We start from the raw sequence: 18,300 nt of genomic DNA, 5'->3' as shown, positions 1-18,300 counted from the left end.
TAATAAGAGATTGATATGGAGAAAAACATACTTTTATCTAAACGTTATCTATTTTTTGTAGTTTTTGTTGTTGTAATCATTGGTGCTTCAACCCTCATAAAAAATAGCTTGAAAGGTTGGTCAGCATCTGAAAAAGTCACTTTATATAATTCGTTCTATAAAGAAACTTTAAAAATTACTACCAATGAAGCGCAACGCAAAACTTTAACCACGTGCTTTACCGAAAAGATAATTGCCCGATATCCAAATACGTTAAATGGACTTCCCAAAGACAGTATCGATAAGATTAGTGAGCAGATTGCTATAGAATGTGCTGAAGGCATTACAGAAATAGCTTGGAGTTCAATTACGGAAAAAGCGGTATTAAAGAAAGTAAGCTCTCTGGACATACTCAAAAAAATGCCTCAAGAAAAAAAGATGGTTTTTGCCAATTGCGTGCTTGCACATCTTAAAAATCAGTATCCGAAAGGCATATCCCAACCTCTTTCACAAGTTGAGATGGATGAGATTTATTACACCTGTCTTCATGCATTAAAATAAAGAAAGGTTTCTTCAAATCGCCCAGTAAAGACGATATTAGGGAATTATTAAACTAGAGAATAAAAATGTCAATCAAATTAACGCTTACCTCTATTCTGTTATTAATAAGCATTGGATCATTTGCCCAAAGCCTCACTTATGATGAAAAACTCGTTTTTGATGATATAGCTTACATAATTTCTCCAACCACAGGAAAAAAAACTATTCTAAAATGGAATGGGCCGTTAAGATACCAGATAAAAGGAAATGCGCCCGAGTATCTGTTAAAAGAAATAGACACTACCTTTGCTCAAATCAGGCAACTAACTTCGCTCGATATTAAAAAGACTGGCGTTGATAGTGAGGCCAACTTGACTTTTGACCTTCAAGAGGCAGACAAGAGCAAAAACATTCCTACTCCCGCTGGCAGAACAATGCATTATACAGGCAATTTTAGCCATAAAGCAAATGATAAGTCAGAAATTACTCAGGTGGATAACCTATTTGTTTATGGTGCTTACACCACAAAATCTGATGTAAGATATGCGATTAAAAGAATCATTCTCAGATCGCTTGGATTTTTTTTCAAATCTGAAGAAGCGCCTTATAGCATTTTCTATTCTAGAAATAACAATACGATTAAAATCGATCGTTTTGACGGCCATATCATTAGTACGTTTTACAGTCCTAAAATTAGTCCGGGAATGACAAAAGAGGAAGTTAATGAACTCATTAAGATCAATAATTAGCGCTTTCTCTATATTATCGTTCTCCTATTTTAGCGTCCCTTATCAGCATTACGATGAAGATAAAAATTATTGCTTGCCTATTATTAGCTTTAAGCTTCGATTCTTTCGCCCAAAACTTAGATCCAACAGAAAAAGTAATTTTTGATCAGGTTGTTTTTCACCGCAGGAAAATTGGCGAATATGCTGTGCTTTCTAAATGGGTAACTCCTATCAAGTACAAAATTTATGGCGACACGGTTAAGTCCCTCCACAAAGAAATAGATTCCACTTTTAGTCAACTCAGAAAACTAACCCATTTAAGCATCGAAAAAACAGACGATGACGCTGCAGTCAATTTTGTAATTTCAATTGTAGACAACGAAAGCAATATGGCTCCATTGGGCAATAATGCCAAGAGGCTGGTGAATAGTCCGGGCTATTATTCGATAAGATCCAACATTAAAAACGAAATGACTGCAGGACAGGTTGCCATCAATATACGAAAGCAAAAAAACAGCTCTAGCGCAAGGAGCCACGTTAAAAAATTAATAATCAGGTGCCTAGGCTTTTTAGAAACCACCGAACTGATGCCTTATAGCCTATTCAACTCAAAAAATTACAGTAAGTTAAAAATCGATGATTTTGATGCGCATATCATTTCGGCCCTTTACCAGGAAAGCATCAAACCCGGAATGACGAAAGATGATGTGGATGCGATTTTGAAGGTGAATTAGCACTTTTAGCTTATAGCAAACAATGTGATGGGAGCGAGCACAGCGTAAAGCGAACAGCAGGACTGGATTTGCCCTCAAATGCTGCATTTGCTTTCGCATCTGTTGGCTCAATTGGCCTGTAAAATCTTTAAATATTCCTCCCTACTTATCATCTCCGCACCTAAGCTCATCAAATGATCGTTAGGCAATTGGCAATCTACCAGTTTGAAATCCATGTTTTTACAAAGGTAAATCAGCGCCGTTTTTGAGGCATTGCTCACTAGGCTGAACATGCTCTCGCCACAAAAAACATCGCCTATTTTAATGCCATAGAGTCCTCCTACCAACTGATTTTCTCGCCAAACTTCTATGCTGTGTGCTATGCCTTTTTGGTGAAGCTCGATATAGGCCGACTGCATCTCGTTGGTAATCCAGGTGCCATCCTGCCCTTCTCGAACCACGTGGGCACAATTCCTGATTACATTGCTGAAATCATGATTTACAGTTACCTCAAAAACATGGTCTTTAATAACTTTAGCCATGCTTTTACTGATCTTTACGCGTTCCGGAAAAATAACACAGCGCTCATGAGGTGCATACCATAAAATCGGGTCGCCTTCGCTAAACCATGGAAATATGCCACTTTGATAGGCCAACTCCAGCCGCTCCACACTTAAATCGCCCCCAATGGCCAATAATCCATCTGGCTCTGCCAAGGCAGTATCCGGAAAAACAATGGCGTCATCAAGCAATCTAAAAATCATGCTGCAATAATAGCAAACAAAACAATAGTTAAACCCAAACGTTTTAAAAGAGTCATACCTTCAAAAATTCATCCCGTGGAGAAAAAAGATAATTTCAACAGTGTTAAGCATTTATATAGCCGTGGCGCATTCGGAATCTCCTACCCTAAACTGCAGGATCTGAGCCGCAAAAACCTGACGAAAGTAGTAGAGCAGCTTTTTAAGGATTCTGCAACCTTCGAAGAACTGAAAAGCGTTGACCCTAACGAGGTAAGGCAACAAATGGAACTCCAATCGGCCCTGGGTGCCAAAAAAGAACTGACCCAGGAAGAAAAAGACAAAAGACAGGAAATTACCAAGATACAGAATGAACGCAGCCGTTCGCTCAATATAGATTGGCTCATGCGCATGATGAGTACCAATGCTTCCTTGCGCGAGAAAATAACCTTGTTTTGGCATGGACATTTCGCCTGCCGCTCTAACAACCCCATGTTTGCCCAGCAGCTGAATAATATACAGAGGCAATACGCACTAGGCAGCTTCAGGACATTGCTGATCGAAGTTTCCAAGTCGCCAGCCATGCTACAGTATTTGAACAATCAGCAGAACCGAAAAGGCCGTCCGAATGAGAATTTTGCGAGAGAGCTGATGGAGCTATTTACCTTGGGCATCGGCAATTATACTGAACAAGACATTAAAGAATCGGCACGTGCGTTTACGGGCTGGACCTACGATAAAAATGGTGCTTTTCAATTAAGGCCAGCCTTTCACGACGAGGGCAACAAAACCTTTTTTGGCAAGACCGGAAATTTTGATGGCGAATCCATTATCGATATGATTTTGGAAAACCCGAAGACTGCGGTTTTTATCTCCAGAAAGCTTTATATATTTTTGGTTAACGAAACGCCAAATGAAGCGCATGTCAAAGAATTGGCCGATCATTTCTATGCCAGCAAATACGATATTTCGGCCGTGTTGAAAAAAATGTTCACTGCCGATTGGTTTTATGCTGCTCCAAATGTGGGCACCAAGATCAAATCGCCGGCCGAATTCTTGGTAGGCTTAAGTCGGGAGTTTTATGTTACCTACAATAAGCCACAGGTTTTAATTCAGCTGCAAAGCAGCTTGGGACAATATTTATTTAATCCGCCCAATGTAGCGGGCTGGCCAGGGGGCAAGAATTGGATAGACAGTTCTTCGCTGATGTTGCGAATGAAGATTCCATCACTGGTTTTGAATGACGGACAAATTGATTTTAGCGGCAAGGCCGATCCAGAAGACGAAGCGGTTATTGCCTTAAACAAACCTGCCAATGCCAAGCCAAAGCCTAAATCGTATGTAGATGCGCAGAGCGATTGGGCCAAGTTTTTAGGCACCTTGCCCAAAGGAACAAAGCCACTTGATTTGGCCAAATTCCTGTTGCAGCCCACCCTCAACCAAAAAATCACCGATATGGTGGCCAATAACCAAGGCTTGAAAAGTACAGCCATAGAAGTAACCAGTTTGCCGGAGTATCAGCTCTGCTAGCTAGTGGCAAATGTTGAAGGAATGAGTTTTGAATGATTGAATGGACCATAAACCATTAGACCTAAGAAGATGAAAAGAAGAGATTTTTTAAAGAATTCTGCCTTTGCGGCTGCCGGAAGTTTGTTTGTACCGGTGTTTATGAAACCATTCGAAGCTTTGGCTTTAGATGAGCTGAGCCCATACAAAAATTTAGTGGTGGTACAACTTTCTGGTGGCAACGACGGATTGAATACTGTCATCCCTTTGGGCAACGATATTTACTACCAAAAAAGAAAAAGCATCGCCATTAAGCCAGAAGAAGTGATCAAGCTAAACGATATGCAGGGGCTTAATCCGAATTTGGGTGCTTTAAGAGAGATTTACGATCAAGGTTGGATGACCATCATTAATGATGTAGGCTACCCTAACCCAGATCGTTCGCATTTCCGCTCGATGGATATTTGGCAAACCGGAAGCGACAGCAACCAGTTTCTTTCTACCGGGTGGATTGGCCGTTACCTCGATTCGAACTGCGAAACCTGCAAATTTCCCTACACGGCTATTGAGGTAGATGACAGCTTGTCGCTAGCTTTAAAAGGAAACTCTAAAAAAGGAATCGCTTTAAAAGATCCGAATACCTTGTTCAGAAATACCAATGAAGCCTTTTTTAAGCAAATGGTTAACAGCAGCAAGGATCATTTGGATGAAGACAATTTGGGTTATTTATACAAAACCATGGTCGAAACTTCGTCATCTGCCAATTACATCCAACAAACTTCTAAAATTTACGAGAGCAAGGCTACCTATCCGAATTCTGGCTTTGCCAATCAATTGAAAACCGTTTCGAGGTTTATTTCTTCAGGATTAAAAACCAAGGTTTATTATGTTTCGCTGAGCGGTTTCGATACGCATGTAAACCAGCTGCAGCAACAAGGCAACTTGTTTAAGCAATACAGCGAAGGCATGGCTGCCTTTTTGAACGACCTGAAACAGCACGACAAGCTGAACGATACTTTGGTGATTACCTTTTCGGAATTTGGCCGCAGGGTAGAACAGAATGCCAGCAATGGTACTGATCATGGTACGGCAAATAATGTTTTCTTGTTTGGTGGCCGACTAAAAAAACAGGGCATCTATAACGATGCCCCGAACTTAACTGATCTAGATAATGGCGATCTTAAATACCAGGTCGATTTTAGAGAAGTATATGGAACTATTTTAGACAAATGGCTGGATGTAAGCAATCAGCAGATTTTGACCAAAAAATTCCAAACTTTGGATTTTATCTAGTTTGCTGTTCTTTTTAGCACATAAATCCTATCGCTAGAATTTTCGTAAACGCGGATATAAACCTGTAAAAGTTCGTAGCCGAAATCCTTCATTTTATTTACACAGTCGAGTACCGAATTATATTCCAGTTCGATGCCTTTGTCGTCTTTGATATAAGCATCTTCTTCTTCCCAAATCTTTTGGCCGTAATCTAGTTTTACCCATCGCTTGTCGCTAAAAACCTTTCGGATTTCTCGGAGTTCGATGTAAGGTGTTTTGATGTCGGTGAGCTTTACGCCTTTAACGTTTTGAGCTTGGGCATTAAAGGCCAAGCCAATGGCAATTGCCATTAAAAAAGTTAGCTTTTTCATGTTCTTACTGGTTGTTTGTGTGTACCCTAAAATACACAATTTTACTGTTTCAATATGAACATGGAGTTAATTAGCTGTAACATTCGTACCTAATATTGCTCTTACTAAAAAGAGCAAGGCATGAATTTTATTGGCAATATTATCTGGATTATTTTCGGTGGACTATTTATCTTTTTCGAGTATATTTTTGGAGGGCTGATCCTCTGCCTTACCATAGTGGGCATTCCCTTTGGCATCCAGTGTTTCAAGTTTGCCATTGTTGGCTTGGCGCCTTTCGGTGTAAAGATCACCAACAGTTCTTACAACGTAGGCTGCCTGTCTACCATTATGAACATCATTTGGTTGTTAACAGGAGGCATCAGCATTGTATTGACCCATTTGTTATTTGGGATATTATTGTGCATAACCATTGTAGGCATCCCTTTCGGAATGCAACACTTCAAGTTAATGAGCCTGGCTTTTTCGCCCTTTGGCAAATCGATCAACTAGCTATTTGGCGGGAGTAAATACCAGCAATACCGTACCGTCTTTTAAGAGCTGCAGCTTTTCTCCACTTGCTTTTAAGGTGTTGGCACTTTTTAAATCGTTGAGGAAGTTATTTTCAGCTTGTCCAACTTCTTCGCAATACATCATGGTACCAATCAGCTGGTCAAACTTTACCGAATCGCCTTTGATCGTTACTTTTCCACCAAAGCCGTTGCAGAATGACTTACCACTTACGCTATTTTCTGTATCAAATCTTAAGCTTGCATATGCTTTGGCTGGTATAGATTTTTCGGGCCAATTGCGTAATATCCATGTCTTATTCAACAAATTAGCTGTTTGCATTTTTGGAGTACAGGCCTGGAAGATGAAGATCAAGAACAAGCCAAAGAATAAATTTTTCATAATTTTGAATAGGGTTTTTAAAGATAGGCAGCATTTGCTTGCTAAGCAATTAATCCGATTTTTTTTGAGTGGCTGATGGCTTCTTCGCTGTGCTTAAAAAGGCAGGTTTGAATTTTGTTCTGCTCCAATTCCTTTAACAGCCTTATGGTTTCTTCCTGCTTTTTGGCCCTTACATTTCTGATGTAAACCGCAGCCACATTTTGGGGATACCTTTGGGCAATGGCATGGTAAATAGCTGGATCTTGTTGCGAGTTGTCGCCAAAAAAAACGAATTGTTGCTGTGGAAATACATCGATAATGCGCATTACCCTTAACAGCTTGCCTTCATGTCCGGTTTTTCCGGTTTTGAATAAGCTTTTCCATCTTTTTAATTGGTTAAGCAAAAATGCGCCCTCAGGCAGTTTGTTAAATCGAAAAGTCTCCAACAGGTAATCGTACAAGTTCCATTCGCTGCTCGACACGTAAAAGAAAGGATTGGGCTGCGTAGCTTCGGTATGGGCATTGGCCAACAGCTGGTAATGTGTTTGCGCCATTGGAAAAGTTTTGCGCGTGCGCGGATTTCGGGTAAAAAGCTCTTTTAATCTTCTGCCTATTTTTGCCGAGTGCGATACCATTACCGTGTCGTCGATATCGGAAACAAAGGCATATTGGGTAATGTGGGGCACAAAAATCTTTCCTTCGGCTGTTGCCAGCACTTGGCCTGCATCATCTATGGCATCAACCCTTACCAAATGCCATCCGGCCGGAACATCTTCCTGAGCCTGCCATTCGAACTTGAAAAAACCATCATAGGCCGCTTTCTGATGGATTACCTGCCCGTTAAAATTCAATCTCACCTTGGCAAAAGGATAGGGCTTTACGATAAACAGCTTGAGCAGGTGAACCATATTCACCAAAAAATTGCGGCTAAAGCCCTGCTTCGTTTTGGCCTTAAACTTGAATACATGACCATACAGCACCAAATTGTGGGTGTGCCCATAACCATGGTATATTTTTACGCTCATGCTATTGTTCATCATATTTAAAACATGCACAGGCTCCAGTTGTTTTGTATGCGCATCAAATTAAAGCTACGTGAAAACAAAAAAAATCCTATTTATCATCAATCCAGGTTCTGGGCATGGAACCACTGATTTTTCAGCAGCCATTTCTTCTTTCTTTAAAGACAGGCCAGAAAAAGCCGAGCTTTATGAATTGCCAAAAGACTGTGCCATTAAAGAATTAAAGGCATTTATCGAGAAAGCCCAGGCCGATCGGGTAATTGCGGTAGGGGGTGATGGAACCTTAAAGCTGGTAGCCACCTGTTTATTAGGTAGCAAAACGCCTATTGGCATCATTCCGGCAGGTTCGGCCAATGGCATGGCTAAAGAATTGGGCATTCCCCTGGCAATAGAAGAAGCCCTGGAATTAACCGTATCGGGAAAGCCGAAACAGATCCATGCCATTCTGATTAACGATGAGCTTTGCATCCATTTGGCAGATATTGGCTTTAATGCCTATTTGGTTAAAAAATTCGATGAATTGCCCGAACGTGGTATGCGTACTTATGCCAAAGCCCTATGGCATGCCTTTTGGAACCACCGCAAAATGGATGTGGAGTTTTCCATTGGCGGAAAAACCATTCGCGAAAAAGCAGCGATGGTGGCTATTGCCAATGCCAAACAATATGGAACGGGGCTGGAGATCAATCCAGATGGAAAACTTGACGACGAACTTTTTGAAGTAATTTTAGTGAAAGAATACGCAGTAATGGAAATCCTGAAAATATGGATGACCAAAAAACCATTTGATCCGAAAAAGATAGAGAGCTTTCAGACAGACAAACTCCGAATCACGACTAAACACAAGGTACACTTTCAGGTAGACGGCGAATATTTAGGCAAAATAAACGCGTTGAAGGCCAAAATTGTTCCTCAGGCCATCAATGTGGTTGTTTCAGCTTCACATGAGCTCTAATGGTCAGATAAAGCCTAATGAACTCGAACATCATGCAAACCTTTAAGAGGATTCCGAACCATTGATCGCCATAATAGCCCAAAGCTTCTGGAAATAGGGTGATAAAGCCTATGGAGAACACCCATAAATATAGCCTAAAAGGAAATTGGATATAATAAAGAATAAAGCCGTATTTCTTTAAGAGCGCTTGTCCAATGGCACCAATCAACACCAGCACAAACATCGGAAACATTAAAATGGAAGAGATTTTAACAGAAAGCTGATCAGGCAATTCGTTTAAATGGGTAGCTATTTGCCAAAGCTGCATCCCTAAAAAAACCAAAGAAACCAGATCGAGAAAGGCAAAAGAACGGAAAAGTAGACGCATTTTTATTTACAGTATTTGGCCAGTTGTTCATCGGCCATTTTGGACCCCATGTGTTTAACAAAATTGAATTCTTCGCAGGCACCGAGTTTATCGCCCTGTTTGTATTTTTTAAGGCCAGCCTCTACCCTGCTTTTTAAGTAATCATCGTCTATTTCTAGCTCGCTCTTGATCCGCATGATTTTGGGCAGGTCTTCAGGTTTATAGTTACCCTTTTCCTTGTTGCGGTAAAAGTTGAGCACCACATTGGTCAGTTCCTGATCGTCTTTATAGGCCTTAACGGCCAAGGCAATTTCGTTGGCACTCATTTGTCTGCAATCATAACCATCTAATGTAAAATTAACCGGTACTATCAGCAGGGCAGTGGTATCATGGCTGGAGGGAACTGTCCATTTGCCGCTGCTCATGCGCACCAGTCTTATCGCCTCGTCATCAAGATCGATACCAATGGCTTTACTGAGCGTGGTGTAATAAACTTCGCCCTTTTCATTGAGCTTAAAGCCTACATTTACGGTGCCCTGAATACAATTGTGCAAAGAGTAGGCAGGATAAATGATATTCTTTTTGATAAAAGCAGCCAAACCACCCTTTAGGCTCGGTTGCTGCGCCCAGGCACAGACCGAAATAAAAAGCAAGAAGAGGGTGATGATCCTTCGCATACTTAAATTTACGCATTTTATGGCAAAGCCGATGCAAAAGTCTGTTTTAAAATTATGGCCGGGTCTGGACAGTTCTGCAAATACAGCTCGCGATTAGAGAATTGGCAAACCCCTGGATAGTCTCCCTTCATGTCTTGCATATCGAGCATCAGTTGCATATGCAGGTGTGGAGGCCAATATCCATTTTCTGCAGCTGCGCCAAAATGTGCAAAAACCTTGCCTTTTGGTATCAGCATGCCTTCGTGCAGGTCTTGGAGCGAAGCTAAATCCAAATGTCCATACAAGGCATAAAACTTAAACTCGCAAAACTGATACTGCAGGATAATGGTTGCGCCATAATCGCCAAAATGGTTGTTAAACTGAAAGCTGTGTACCGTAGCATTGGAGAAATTATAGATGGGTGTGCCTACCGGTCCCCAAATATCGATGCCCAGATGCAATCGCCTTGGTTCTTGGCCTTGATCAAAATGCTTGCTTCTGCTGTAAATGGTACGGTGTTCATTATAGCCACCAATGCCATAACGGGCTTTTTTCTCGATCAATTTTTGTGCTACCCAAGCAGAAAAACGCTTGGTATCGGTTAAGGTAGCCAAATCCAGTTCGGTGTTATTGGCTGTAAAATCAAAAGGCAAGAGCCGATCGGCAACTGGATCAAAATCTACTACTTTGCCAATCAGGCCTATATGTTTTTCTATAAGTTCGTTAAACTGGGGCATTTTATTTTCTTAAAGCAGCGGATTAATCTAGGCTTTTATCAGCCTTTAAAAACATAAACGTAATTATAGACAAAATGCGATAAGGCACCAAAATTTACAAAAAGGTGCCATACTTCGTGGGTATGAAAGTATTTGTAAAGAGGCTTGTCTTTGGCATAAAAATAAGTACCACCCACATAAAAAACACCTCCCAAAAAGAGCCATACCAGGGCTACTACAGGCAGGGTTTCGATCATTTTTGCAATGAATGGAATAATAAGGCAGCCCATGGCAATGTAAAGCCCCGTAGAAACCGCTTGATTTTTTAGCCGATTAAAAATCTTGAGCAAACAGCCAATGAGTGCGATGGTCCACACCAGACCAAATAATAGCCAGCGGATCCAGCCATCAAACACCAGCAATGCCGTTGGCGTAAAAGAACCGGCAATCATCAAATAGATGCAGCAATGGTCAAACTTTTGCCAAAAGCGGATGCCATACTCGGTTTTGGGCAGGCTATGGTAAGTGGCGCTTACGCTGAACAATACCAAAATGCCAATGCCATAAACATAGGCGGCTGTATAGGCAAAATAGGTTTGCGCGGCCTGCAACAATAAATAAAGGGCTGGTATGGCCAAAATGGCCGGAACTACGTGGGTAATAAAATTTCCTGGTTCTCTGATATACCTATTGGTCTGCATCGTTGGGCTCATCGGTATCTTTTCGTTCCTTGGCTATTTTATCGAAAATTTTGTCCATGTGCTCTACGTACTCGTTGGTATCGTCAACAAAGAATGAAAGCGTTGGAATAACCCTTGCCTGGTGGCGGATACGCGAACCCAGCTTGTACCTGATTTCGCCAGCATGGGCATTTACAGTGGCAACAGATAAACTGGTATTGTTGGTATTTAAAAAGCTTAAATATACTTTGGCTACGGCCAAATCTGGCGAAACCCTAACTTTGGTAATGGTTACTAATGTATTGGGCAGATAAGCGGCACCTTCGCGCTGAAAAATCGAGGCCAATTCTTCTTGTAATAATCCTGCAAACTTCTGTTGTCTTTTACTTTCCATAATCTCAAATTCTATGGCCAACGGCTAGCGCCTTGGCTATTTCTTGTCCCCATTTTGTTTCAATTCGTTGAGAACGAACTGCCAGTTGGGGAAACGTGAACTGGTTTTGCCTTCTTGCTGATATACTTTTAGCAGCTGAGGCTCAAAATAGCTGGCCAGGGCAATACTCGTTCTTGCTTCTGCCGGTTTAAATGGTGTTCCTGCAATATAACCTTTTTCTCCATTCTGCGCCCTCTTTTTGTCAAAAGCTGCCTTTGAATTGACAAACTCGGCGTGGGTTTGCTCACCGGTAAAATAAGGCACCAGCCAGTTTACAGCCACTTTTAACGAATTGCCACCTGCAGATTGGTAGGTATAGGGGTTTTCGCCCAACTGACTATCTCTATTTAAAATGGTAGCCGTCACCAGCAATGGATCTACATCATAAATATGGTAATGCAGGGCATCGCGTTCGTGAAAATCCAAACTGCTGCCATCGGGTTTGAGGTTATCGGCTATTTGCTGCTTGTATTTTTCCCTTACCCAGTTTTTCAGATGTCCATCTTCAATTGTCCATGCAATTTCGGCCATTTCTTTAATGCGGTGCGAATGCCAATTGTTAATATGCGCGATTCCTTTACCTTTAGCCACCGCTTTATTGTAGGTTTTAAGCTCTTCGGCTGCTACTTGTTGAAGCCATTTGTTTATCATCTTGACGGACTTATCGGGCAGGTCCTTTTTCAGCAAATCGTAGGCAAAAATAATGCGGTCTAAATTGGTATCGTTAATCGGATTGCCCATCGGCTGGTTACGTGTAGCCCAAGCCAACAAAAACTCATCTGCCTTTTGCAGATAATCTTGTTTTGTGGTTATTTTGTAGGCGAAGGCCAATGCATAAACCTTTTGCATGTCTTCGAGGCTTTTCCAGGTTCTTGTTTTACGTGGGTCGCCCTGCAAAATTCCTTCGCTCAAAATGGTATCTGCCGGATTTGGTGTTGCGGTTAAAGCTTCATCTGCTGTTTTCAACAAGCCGTTCCAAAGCACCTCTACTTCGGCATCTGTTTGGACCAGCTGCGTTAATTTAGTTAGCTCTGCTTTGTTTAAACTTACGATTTGAGCTTGGGCTATCGAGATAAAGCTTGCGAAAACGCAAAGCAGCAGCAGTTTCTTCATCACAGCTTGAAATTTGGTTCTTAATACAACAATTTATCGTATGGATAGCGTGTGGTATGCAAGGCTTTCACCTTATCGTACAGCAGCTGCTTAAATTCTTCTACGTTTTCTTTTCGCGTTGCCGAAATAAAAATGGCAGGTGCATTGTGCTGCGCCATCCAGCTTTTTTTGAAATCGGCCAAGGTTAATGGCGCCTGCTCCTCTTCTTCCTGCCTGTCGCTTTCTGGGGTTACATAAGCATCTATTTTGTTAAACACCATGATGGTATCTTTATCCCTTGCGCCCAAATCGTTCAGCGTTTCGTTTACGGTATGAATCTGGTCTTCAAAGTTTGGATGCGACACGTCAACTACATGCACTAAAATATCGGCTTCACGCACCTCGTCTAAGGTCGATTTAAAGCATTCTACCAAATGGTGAGGCAATTTCCTGATGAAACCAACAGTATCCGAAAGCAGGAAAGGCAGGTTTTCGATTACTACCTTTCTAACAGTTGTGTCCAAAGTGGCGAAAAGCTTGTTTTCTGCAAACACATCCGATTTCGAAAGCATGTTCATGATGGTAGATTTACCCACGTTGGTATAGCCTACCAATGCCACACGGATCAGTTGGCCACGGTTTTTGCGCTGGGTTTCGTTCTGGCGATCGATCAGCTTGAGGCGCTCTTTGAGCAGGGAGATCTTTTCTAAAATCATCCGCCTATCGCTCTCTATCTGGGTCTCTCCCGGACCACGCATCCCGATCCCCCCTTTTTGGCGTTCCAAGTGGGTCCATAAGCGGGTTAATCGTGGCAACAAATATTGTAGCTGTGCCAATTCTACCTGGGTTTTGGCTTGCGCCGTTTGTGCCCTGCCTGCAAAAATATCCAAGATCAGGTTGCTCCTGTCAAGAATTTTTACTTGTAGTTCGCGCTCAATATTGCGCAGCTGCGATGGCGAAAGCTCGTCGTCGAACACTACCATATCAATTTCCTCGGCCTTTACATAGGCCTGTATTTCTTCCAGCTTTCCGGTGCCTACAAAAGTGGCGCGGTCTGGCTTGCTCATGCGCTGCGTAAAAACCGTTTCTACTTTTCCGCCAGCGGTATCAACCAAAAAGGCCAGCTCTTCCAAGTATTCTTTGGTTTGTTCGGGCTTTTCGCCCGGCATAATTACCCCTACCAGAACGGCTCGTTCTTGTTTAAGGGCAGTATCGTAATATTTCTGTTTTCCCATTGTATGCTGCAAAGATACGAAATCTATGCTCGTTTCATTTTGCACCTATAAAACTTCGTTTGGGGCTTAAAGTTTTATTTTTTAGAAGAGCTATTTGGAAATGTATGTTCAGTACTCCGTCGCAAATGCAGCCCCGCTGTTCGCTTTACTCGTGTCCGCTGCCATCGGGTTTAGCTAACAAGGCTTGGTGCAAAAAACAGAAATTGTTGACCGGGGCCAACTATCAATACAAAAAAGGGCCGCTTTTTCAAGACGACCCTTTTAATCAATTAACTGTATTTTAGTGAAAAGAATAGGTAAACTCGTATGGGTACTTTTTATTGCTTTGTCCCATTAAAGCTATAAACTATATCTCCCGCTGCTGTAGCATTAGTGAATATCCGCGCTGTTTTTTCCGAGTGCTTATAAACTATCGAACCAGCTGGATCACCGCTAACTGTAGCATCGTCAGAACCTGAAATGGCTCTAATAGCAACAACTTTAACTGTAACATTCGAGTAGGGTTCACCAGATTTAGCAGTAATTTTCACCTTATTGCCACTTTCTTTTGTAACAATAAGAACTGCGTTAAAGTAATCCTGGTCTACGCCAGATACATCTAATGTTCCTTTGTAAGTACCTACCACCCTGCCAGCGGCAGCTTCATCCGCATTTCCTGAAGGAGGAGTATCTTTCTTTTTGCTACACGCGCTCAATATGGTTAAAACCATTAGTGGTAATGCTATATACAATAGCTGCTTTAAATTTTTCATAGTAGTATAATTTTTATTTGACAGAGCAAAGTTAGGCCTACGGCTTATAGAAAGCTATAATGGAAAACCAGTATTCTAACATCCGAAAAACGCGCAAATTGACAACTATTGCGCATCTTTTGTCAAAGATTTTAATTATGAAAACCACCCTAAACAAAAGAGCCCGACTATTTAAGTCGGGCTCTTTTGTTCTTTAATACTTTTTATTTGCCGAAAGTATAGCTCGTAGTAGCAGACAGCACCGTGCCTGTACCTGTGTTTTCTTTAACCAGCTTGCCATCTACCCAAATCTGTACCTTTAGGCTAGAGTTAGCACTTGCACCCGATCCATTTGCACCGAAATTAATGACCAACACAGATGAAGGGATAATAAGCTCGGCACTGGTAAACGTTTTGCTGTTTACCGAAGTGTTGGTAGTTACATCGCCCGAAGCATTGGTGAAGAGTGCAGTCGAAATGCTGGCATCTGAAGAAGTTTCTGCTTTAAATACCACTTTGTGGGTTCCAGCTGGAGCTTCATCATCTTTTTTGCTACATGAGGCCAAAATCATCAAGGCCATTAAGGGCAATACAGCCAACACTACTTTTTTAAAGTTTTTCATTATATCAGTTTTTAGTGAGTAATGGCCTTCCAAAAACAAACATTATGCCATTAGCATAGCTGAAAACGCCATATTACTTGCTTTTCACCCCCTAAACTACAGGCTATAAATCCTTTACAAACTCTAAAATTGCTTCACCAGGGTCTTCGGTTTTCATGAAGTTCTCCCCTATCAAAAATCCATTATACCCTACACTTTTTAAATCTTTAATGGTTTGCTGATGGCTAATGGCACTTTCAGAAATCTTCAAAAACTCATCAGGGATATGCTTAACCAAATCGAAAGAAGTCTGAATATCTACTGTGAAATCGCCCAAATTACGGTTATTTACGCCAATGGCATTTACATTGGGACAAATGCTCGCCTCCAGCTCTTGCAGGTTGTGCACCTCAAGCAAAACATTGAGGCCTAAGCTTTGGGCAAAACTGCCTAAGGACACTACTTCCTGAGGACTTAAAATTGAAGCAATCAACAAAATGATATCTGCACCCCAGGCCTTGGCTTCTAAGATTTGATATTCATCTATCATGAAATCCTTGCGCAGGATGGGAATCTGGTTAACGGCCCTTGCCTGCTGCAAATCTTCAGCCTTACCTCCAAAAAAATCGGTATCGGTTAAAACCGACAAAGCCGATGCACCTGCCTCGTTGTAGGCCTGGGTTACCACAGCTACATCGGCAGTTCCGTTAATCAAGCCCTTTGATGGCGACCTGCGTTTAAATTCGGCAATGATGCCTGTTCGCTGGGCATCCAAAAGGAAGTCTTTAAATACCAAAGGCTCCCTGCCAAAGTGTGGATAGGCCTCTAGCTCTTTTATGCTTACTTGGCTTTTGGCCAAGGCCACTTCTTCTTTTTTGCGGAGCACAATTTTATCGAGTATGTTGCCCTCAGCCCCTGAAGGGGAGTTTGATTTTCCCATGTTTTTTCTGTTATAAGTTAGCCTCTTTAAGGGCTGGGGTGGTTAACCAGTTTTTCATTATTTGTTTGCCATCTGGTGTGAGCACGCTTTCTGGATGAAACTGCACGCCACAAACATCATACTCGCGGTGGCGCAGGGCCATAATCTGCTGATCGGCATCTATCGCGGTTACCTGCAGCACCGAAGGCAGATCGGCAGGATTAACTACCCAAGAGTGGTAACGGCCCACTTCAACCTGTGCCGGACAATCCTTAAATAACAGTTCATTCTCGTCTAAAACCGTTACCGGCGTAGCAATGCCATGCATCGGTCTGCCCAAGTTCAGCAAACTGCCCCCAAAGGCTTCGGCAATGGCCTGCTGCCCCAAACAAACGCCCATAATGCTTTTGCTCGATGCATAAGTCTTAATCACATCTAGCAAAAGGCCTGCTTCTTCGGGTATCCCTGGCCCCGGCGAAAGCAAAATCTTATCGTATTTTTCAACATAGGCCAGCTCAAACTTATCATTTCTCCATACTTCTGCCTCAAAGCCCAATTCGTTAATCAGGTGTACCAGGTTATAGGTGAAACTATCGTAATTGTCAATTACCAGTACCTTTTTGCCTCCCAAAGAGGATTTATTATCTTCCATTTCTTCTTAATCGTAAATCGTAATTCTAAAATCTTAAATCTCTTCTGCCATGGCTATTGCACGGCGCAAGGCGGCTATTTTGTTGTTTACCTCATTCAGCTCGCTCTCCGCTACCGAATCGGCCACAATACCCGCACCTGCACGGTAATGCAACTGGTTATTCTTGCTCATAAACGTTCGGATCATAATGGCGTGGTTAAAGTCGTCGTTAAAACCCATATAGCCAATGGCGCCGGCATAAAAAGTACGGCTCAGTTTTTCATATTGATCTATCAGCTGCATGGCCTTGTATTTCGGTGCACCGCTTAAAGTTCCGGCAGGATAGGTATCGGCAACTACTTTAAAAGCACTTGTTCCCTCTTGCAAATTGCCACTTACTTTCGATACCAAGTGGATCAAATGCGAATAGTATTGTACCTCTTTAAATGATTTGACCTCCACCCCAGAACAATGCCTGCTCAAGTCGTTACGGGCCAAATCGACCAACATCACGTGCTCTGCGCTTTCTTTAGGATCCTGCTCCAGTTTTTTAGCTAAGGCAGCGTCTTCTTCGTCGTTTCCGGTACGCTTAAAGGTGCCTGCAATGGGATAAATACTGGCTACATTATTGCTTACGGTAATTTGTGCCTCTGGCGAAGAACCAAACAGCTTAAAACTGCCGTAATCAAAATAAAACAGGTAAGGTGATGGGTTGATAGAGCGCAGGCAACGGTAAACATTAAATTCGTCGCCCAAAAAGCCTTGTTTAAATGCCCTTGAAGGCACGATCTGGAAAACATCGCCACGATAGATATGTTTTTTCAGCTGTTCTACCATGTCCATAAAACCTTCGTTGGTGAGGTTGGATTCTTCTTCGCCCTGTGTCTGAAAACTGTATTCGGGAAAGTTCTTGTTTTGGATAAGGTATTCTATTTTCGTCAGATCTGCATCCTCATCGTCGTTAAATACATTTTTAAACAAGGTAATCTCATTCTTAAAGTGATCTATGGCAATAATGTAGCGATACACATGGTACTGCATGGCAGGAATCTGATCATCGGCCGGTGCTTGTGCCGTAAAACGGATATCTTCGAAATGCTGCACGGTATTCCAGGTAAAATAGCCGAAAAGACCGGTCGAAATATGTTTGTCAATTTTAGGGCTTACCGGCTTGAATTTCGACTTAAAAGCAGCGATTTCATCAGTCAGCACAAAATCGTTCTTGCTCGTTTTTTCACCATCCGGAAAATAGGCGCTCAGTTTCTCATCCTGCAAAAGCAGTCCGGCAACGGGTTCGGCACATACATAGCTGGTGGCATTCTCACGGCTATGGTAATCGGAACTTTCCAATAAAATGGTGTTCGGAAACACATCGCGCAGGCGCAGGTAGATGCTTACCGGTGTAGTGGTATCGGCCAAGCGCTTTTTGGTGTGTGTTTGTATCTGGTATGTTTTCATATTCTTTTTTTTATTTCGCCATTACAAGGAGGAGCGACGAAGCAATCTCTTTTTAGCAATTATTTTCAAAACAAAAAACCCGACGTGTGGTTCCGTCGGGTTTAAATG

At 42.1% G+C, this 18,300-nt stretch carries 23 protein-coding genes; 7 read left to right on the top strand and 16 right to left on the bottom strand.

Features of this window, described 5'->3' with window-relative positions; translation table 11 throughout:
• Positions 1-15 precede the first annotated feature (15 nt).
• The 3 genes from AC570H_RS19190 (at position 16) to AC570H_RS19180 (ending at position 1,981) form a co-directional block, all read left to right on the top strand.
• Entirely contained in the window at positions 16-540 is a 525-nt protein-coding gene (locus tag AC570H_RS19190; protein WP_497357851.1) for a hypothetical protein, read from the top strand.
• Positions 541-605: 65 nt separating this feature from the next.
• On the top strand, positions 606-1,268 hold the full coding sequence (locus AC570H_RS19185) for a DUF2927 domain-containing protein (RefSeq protein ID WP_497357849.1): 663 nt from the start codon (positions 606-608) through the stop codon (positions 1,266-1,268).
• Between the two features lie 53 nt (positions 1,269-1,321).
• Positions 1,322-1,981, top strand: coding sequence for a DUF2927 domain-containing protein (locus AC570H_RS19180; RefSeq protein WP_497357847.1), 660 nt, complete (start codon positions 1,322-1,324; stop codon positions 1,979-1,981).
• A 107-nt stretch (positions 1,982-2,088) separates the two neighbouring features.
• On the opposite strand, the gene aat is transcribed toward AC570H_RS19180, so the two are convergent.
• Positions 2,089-2,724, bottom strand: coding sequence for a leucyl/phenylalanyl-tRNA--protein transferase (aat, locus tag AC570H_RS19175; RefSeq protein WP_497357844.1), 636 nt, complete (start codon positions 2,722-2,724; stop codon positions 2,089-2,091).
• A 75-nt stretch (positions 2,725-2,799) separates the two neighbouring features.
• Between aat and AC570H_RS19170 the strand changes: the two genes are divergently transcribed.
• Together AC570H_RS19170 and AC570H_RS19165 are read left to right on the top strand one after the other, a co-directional pair.
• The gene (locus tag AC570H_RS19170; RefSeq protein ID WP_497357842.1) at positions 2,800-4,230 is read left to right on the top strand and encodes a DUF1800 domain-containing protein; all 1,431 of its coding nucleotides are present in this window, start codon (positions 2,800-2,802) and stop codon (positions 4,228-4,230) included.
• Positions 4,231-4,299: 69 nt separating this feature from the next.
• Positions 4,300-5,499 carry a DUF1501 domain-containing protein gene (locus AC570H_RS19165; protein ID WP_497357840.1) on the top strand — a complete coding sequence of 400 codons (1,200 nt, stop codon included), beginning with the start codon at positions 4,300-4,302 and terminating at the stop codon, positions 5,497-5,499.
• Here AC570H_RS19165 and AC570H_RS19160 read toward each other — a convergent pair.
• Positions 5,496-5,849, bottom strand: coding sequence for a hypothetical protein (locus AC570H_RS19160; RefSeq protein ID WP_497357838.1), 354 nt, complete (start codon positions 5,847-5,849; stop codon positions 5,496-5,498). The genes AC570H_RS19165 and AC570H_RS19160 overlap by 4 nt on opposite strands.
• A gap of 120 nt (positions 5,850-5,969) precedes the next feature.
• Here AC570H_RS19160 and AC570H_RS19155 point away from each other — a divergent pair, with 120 nt between their 5' ends.
• Entirely contained in the window at positions 5,970-6,338 is a 369-nt protein-coding gene (locus tag AC570H_RS19155; RefSeq protein WP_497357836.1) for a YccF domain-containing protein, read from the top strand.
• Here AC570H_RS19155 and AC570H_RS19150 read toward each other — a convergent pair whose 3' ends face one another.
• Together AC570H_RS19150 and AC570H_RS19145 are read right to left on the bottom strand one after the other, a co-directional pair.
• A complete protein-coding gene (locus AC570H_RS19150) occupies positions 6,339-6,737 on the bottom strand; it encodes an META domain-containing protein (RefSeq protein ID WP_497357834.1) in 399 nt (132 codons plus the stop codon). It lies immediately after the preceding gene.
• Between the two features lie 41 nt (positions 6,738-6,778).
• Positions 6,779-7,756: an App1 family protein phosphatidate phosphatase gene (locus AC570H_RS19145; RefSeq protein WP_497357832.1), complete on the bottom strand. Its 978-nt coding sequence runs from the start codon at positions 7,754-7,756 to the stop codon at positions 6,779-6,781.
• 55 nt (positions 7,757-7,811) lie between these two features.
• Between AC570H_RS19145 and AC570H_RS19140 the strand changes: the two genes are divergently transcribed.
• Positions 7,812-8,693, top strand: a complete 882-nt coding sequence (locus tag AC570H_RS19140) for a diacylglycerol/lipid kinase family protein (RefSeq protein WP_497357830.1) — start codon at positions 7,812-7,814, stop codon at positions 8,691-8,693.
• Here the strand turns inward: AC570H_RS19140 and AC570H_RS19135 are convergent.
• The 12 genes from AC570H_RS19135 to AC570H_RS19080 all read right to left on the bottom strand — a co-directional run bounded on the left by AC570H_RS19135 (position 8,659) and on the right by AC570H_RS19080 (position 18,192).
• Positions 8,659-9,060 (bottom strand): hypothetical protein, encoded by a 402-nt coding sequence (locus AC570H_RS19135; protein ID WP_497357827.1) that lies wholly within the window; start codon positions 9,058-9,060, stop codon positions 8,659-8,661. The genes AC570H_RS19140 and AC570H_RS19135 overlap by 35 nt on opposite strands.
• A 2-nt stretch (positions 9,061-9,062) precedes the next feature.
• Positions 9,063-9,716 (bottom strand): energy transducer TonB, encoded by a 654-nt coding sequence (locus AC570H_RS19130; RefSeq protein ID WP_497357825.1) that lies wholly within the window; start codon positions 9,714-9,716, stop codon positions 9,063-9,065.
• Positions 9,717-9,733: 17 nt separating this feature from the next.
• Entirely contained in the window at positions 9,734-10,432 is a 699-nt protein-coding gene (locus AC570H_RS19125) for a peptidoglycan DD-metalloendopeptidase family protein (protein ID WP_497357823.1), read from the bottom strand.
• A 38-nt stretch (positions 10,433-10,470) separates the two neighbouring features.
• Positions 10,471-11,124 (bottom strand): PAQR family membrane homeostasis protein TrhA, encoded by a 654-nt coding sequence (gene trhA, locus AC570H_RS19120; RefSeq protein ID WP_497357821.1) that lies wholly within the window; start codon positions 11,122-11,124, stop codon positions 10,471-10,473.
• Positions 11,099-11,485, bottom strand: coding sequence for a 30S ribosome-binding factor RbfA (gene rbfA, locus AC570H_RS19115; RefSeq protein WP_497357819.1), 387 nt, complete (start codon positions 11,483-11,485; stop codon positions 11,099-11,101). Before rbfA ends, trhA begins: the two co-directional genes overlap by 26 nt.
• Before the next feature lie 36 nt (positions 11,486-11,521).
• Positions 11,522-12,637 (bottom strand): alginate lyase family protein, encoded by a 1,116-nt coding sequence (locus tag AC570H_RS19110; protein ID WP_497357817.1) that lies wholly within the window; start codon positions 12,635-12,637, stop codon positions 11,522-11,524.
• A 20-nt stretch (positions 12,638-12,657) separates the two neighbouring features.
• Complete coding sequence (hflX, locus tag AC570H_RS19105; protein WP_497357815.1) at positions 12,658-13,851, bottom strand: GTPase HflX; 1,194 nt, start codon at positions 13,849-13,851, stop codon at positions 12,658-12,660.
• Positions 13,852-14,168: 317 nt separating this feature from the next.
• Complete coding sequence (locus AC570H_RS19100; protein WP_497357813.1) at positions 14,169-14,603, bottom strand: hypothetical protein; 435 nt, start codon at positions 14,601-14,603, stop codon at positions 14,169-14,171.
• Positions 14,604-14,806: 203 nt separating this feature from the next.
• Complete coding sequence (locus AC570H_RS19095) at positions 14,807-15,205, bottom strand: hypothetical protein (RefSeq protein WP_497357811.1); 399 nt, start codon at positions 15,203-15,205, stop codon at positions 14,807-14,809.
• A 103-nt stretch (positions 15,206-15,308) separates the two neighbouring features.
• Entirely contained in the window at positions 15,309-16,124 is an 816-nt protein-coding gene (gene trpC, locus AC570H_RS19090) for an indole-3-glycerol phosphate synthase TrpC (RefSeq protein ID WP_497357809.1), read from the bottom strand.
• Between the two features lie 10 nt (positions 16,125-16,134).
• Positions 16,135-16,755 carry an anthranilate synthase component II gene (locus tag AC570H_RS19085; protein WP_497357807.1) on the bottom strand — a complete coding sequence of 207 codons (621 nt, stop codon included), beginning with the start codon at positions 16,753-16,755 and terminating at the stop codon, positions 16,135-16,137.
• Between the two features lie 33 nt (positions 16,756-16,788).
• Positions 16,789-18,192: an anthranilate synthase component I family protein gene (locus AC570H_RS19080; protein WP_497357805.1), complete on the bottom strand. Its 1,404-nt coding sequence runs from the start codon at positions 18,190-18,192 to the stop codon at positions 16,789-16,791.
• Positions 18,193-18,300 lie beyond the last annotated feature (108 nt).

The organism is Pedobacter sp. B4419, assembly GCF_059693725.1.
Note: the sequence above shows the minus strand (reverse complement) of the source record. Positions and strands in the feature narration are given on the sequence as shown.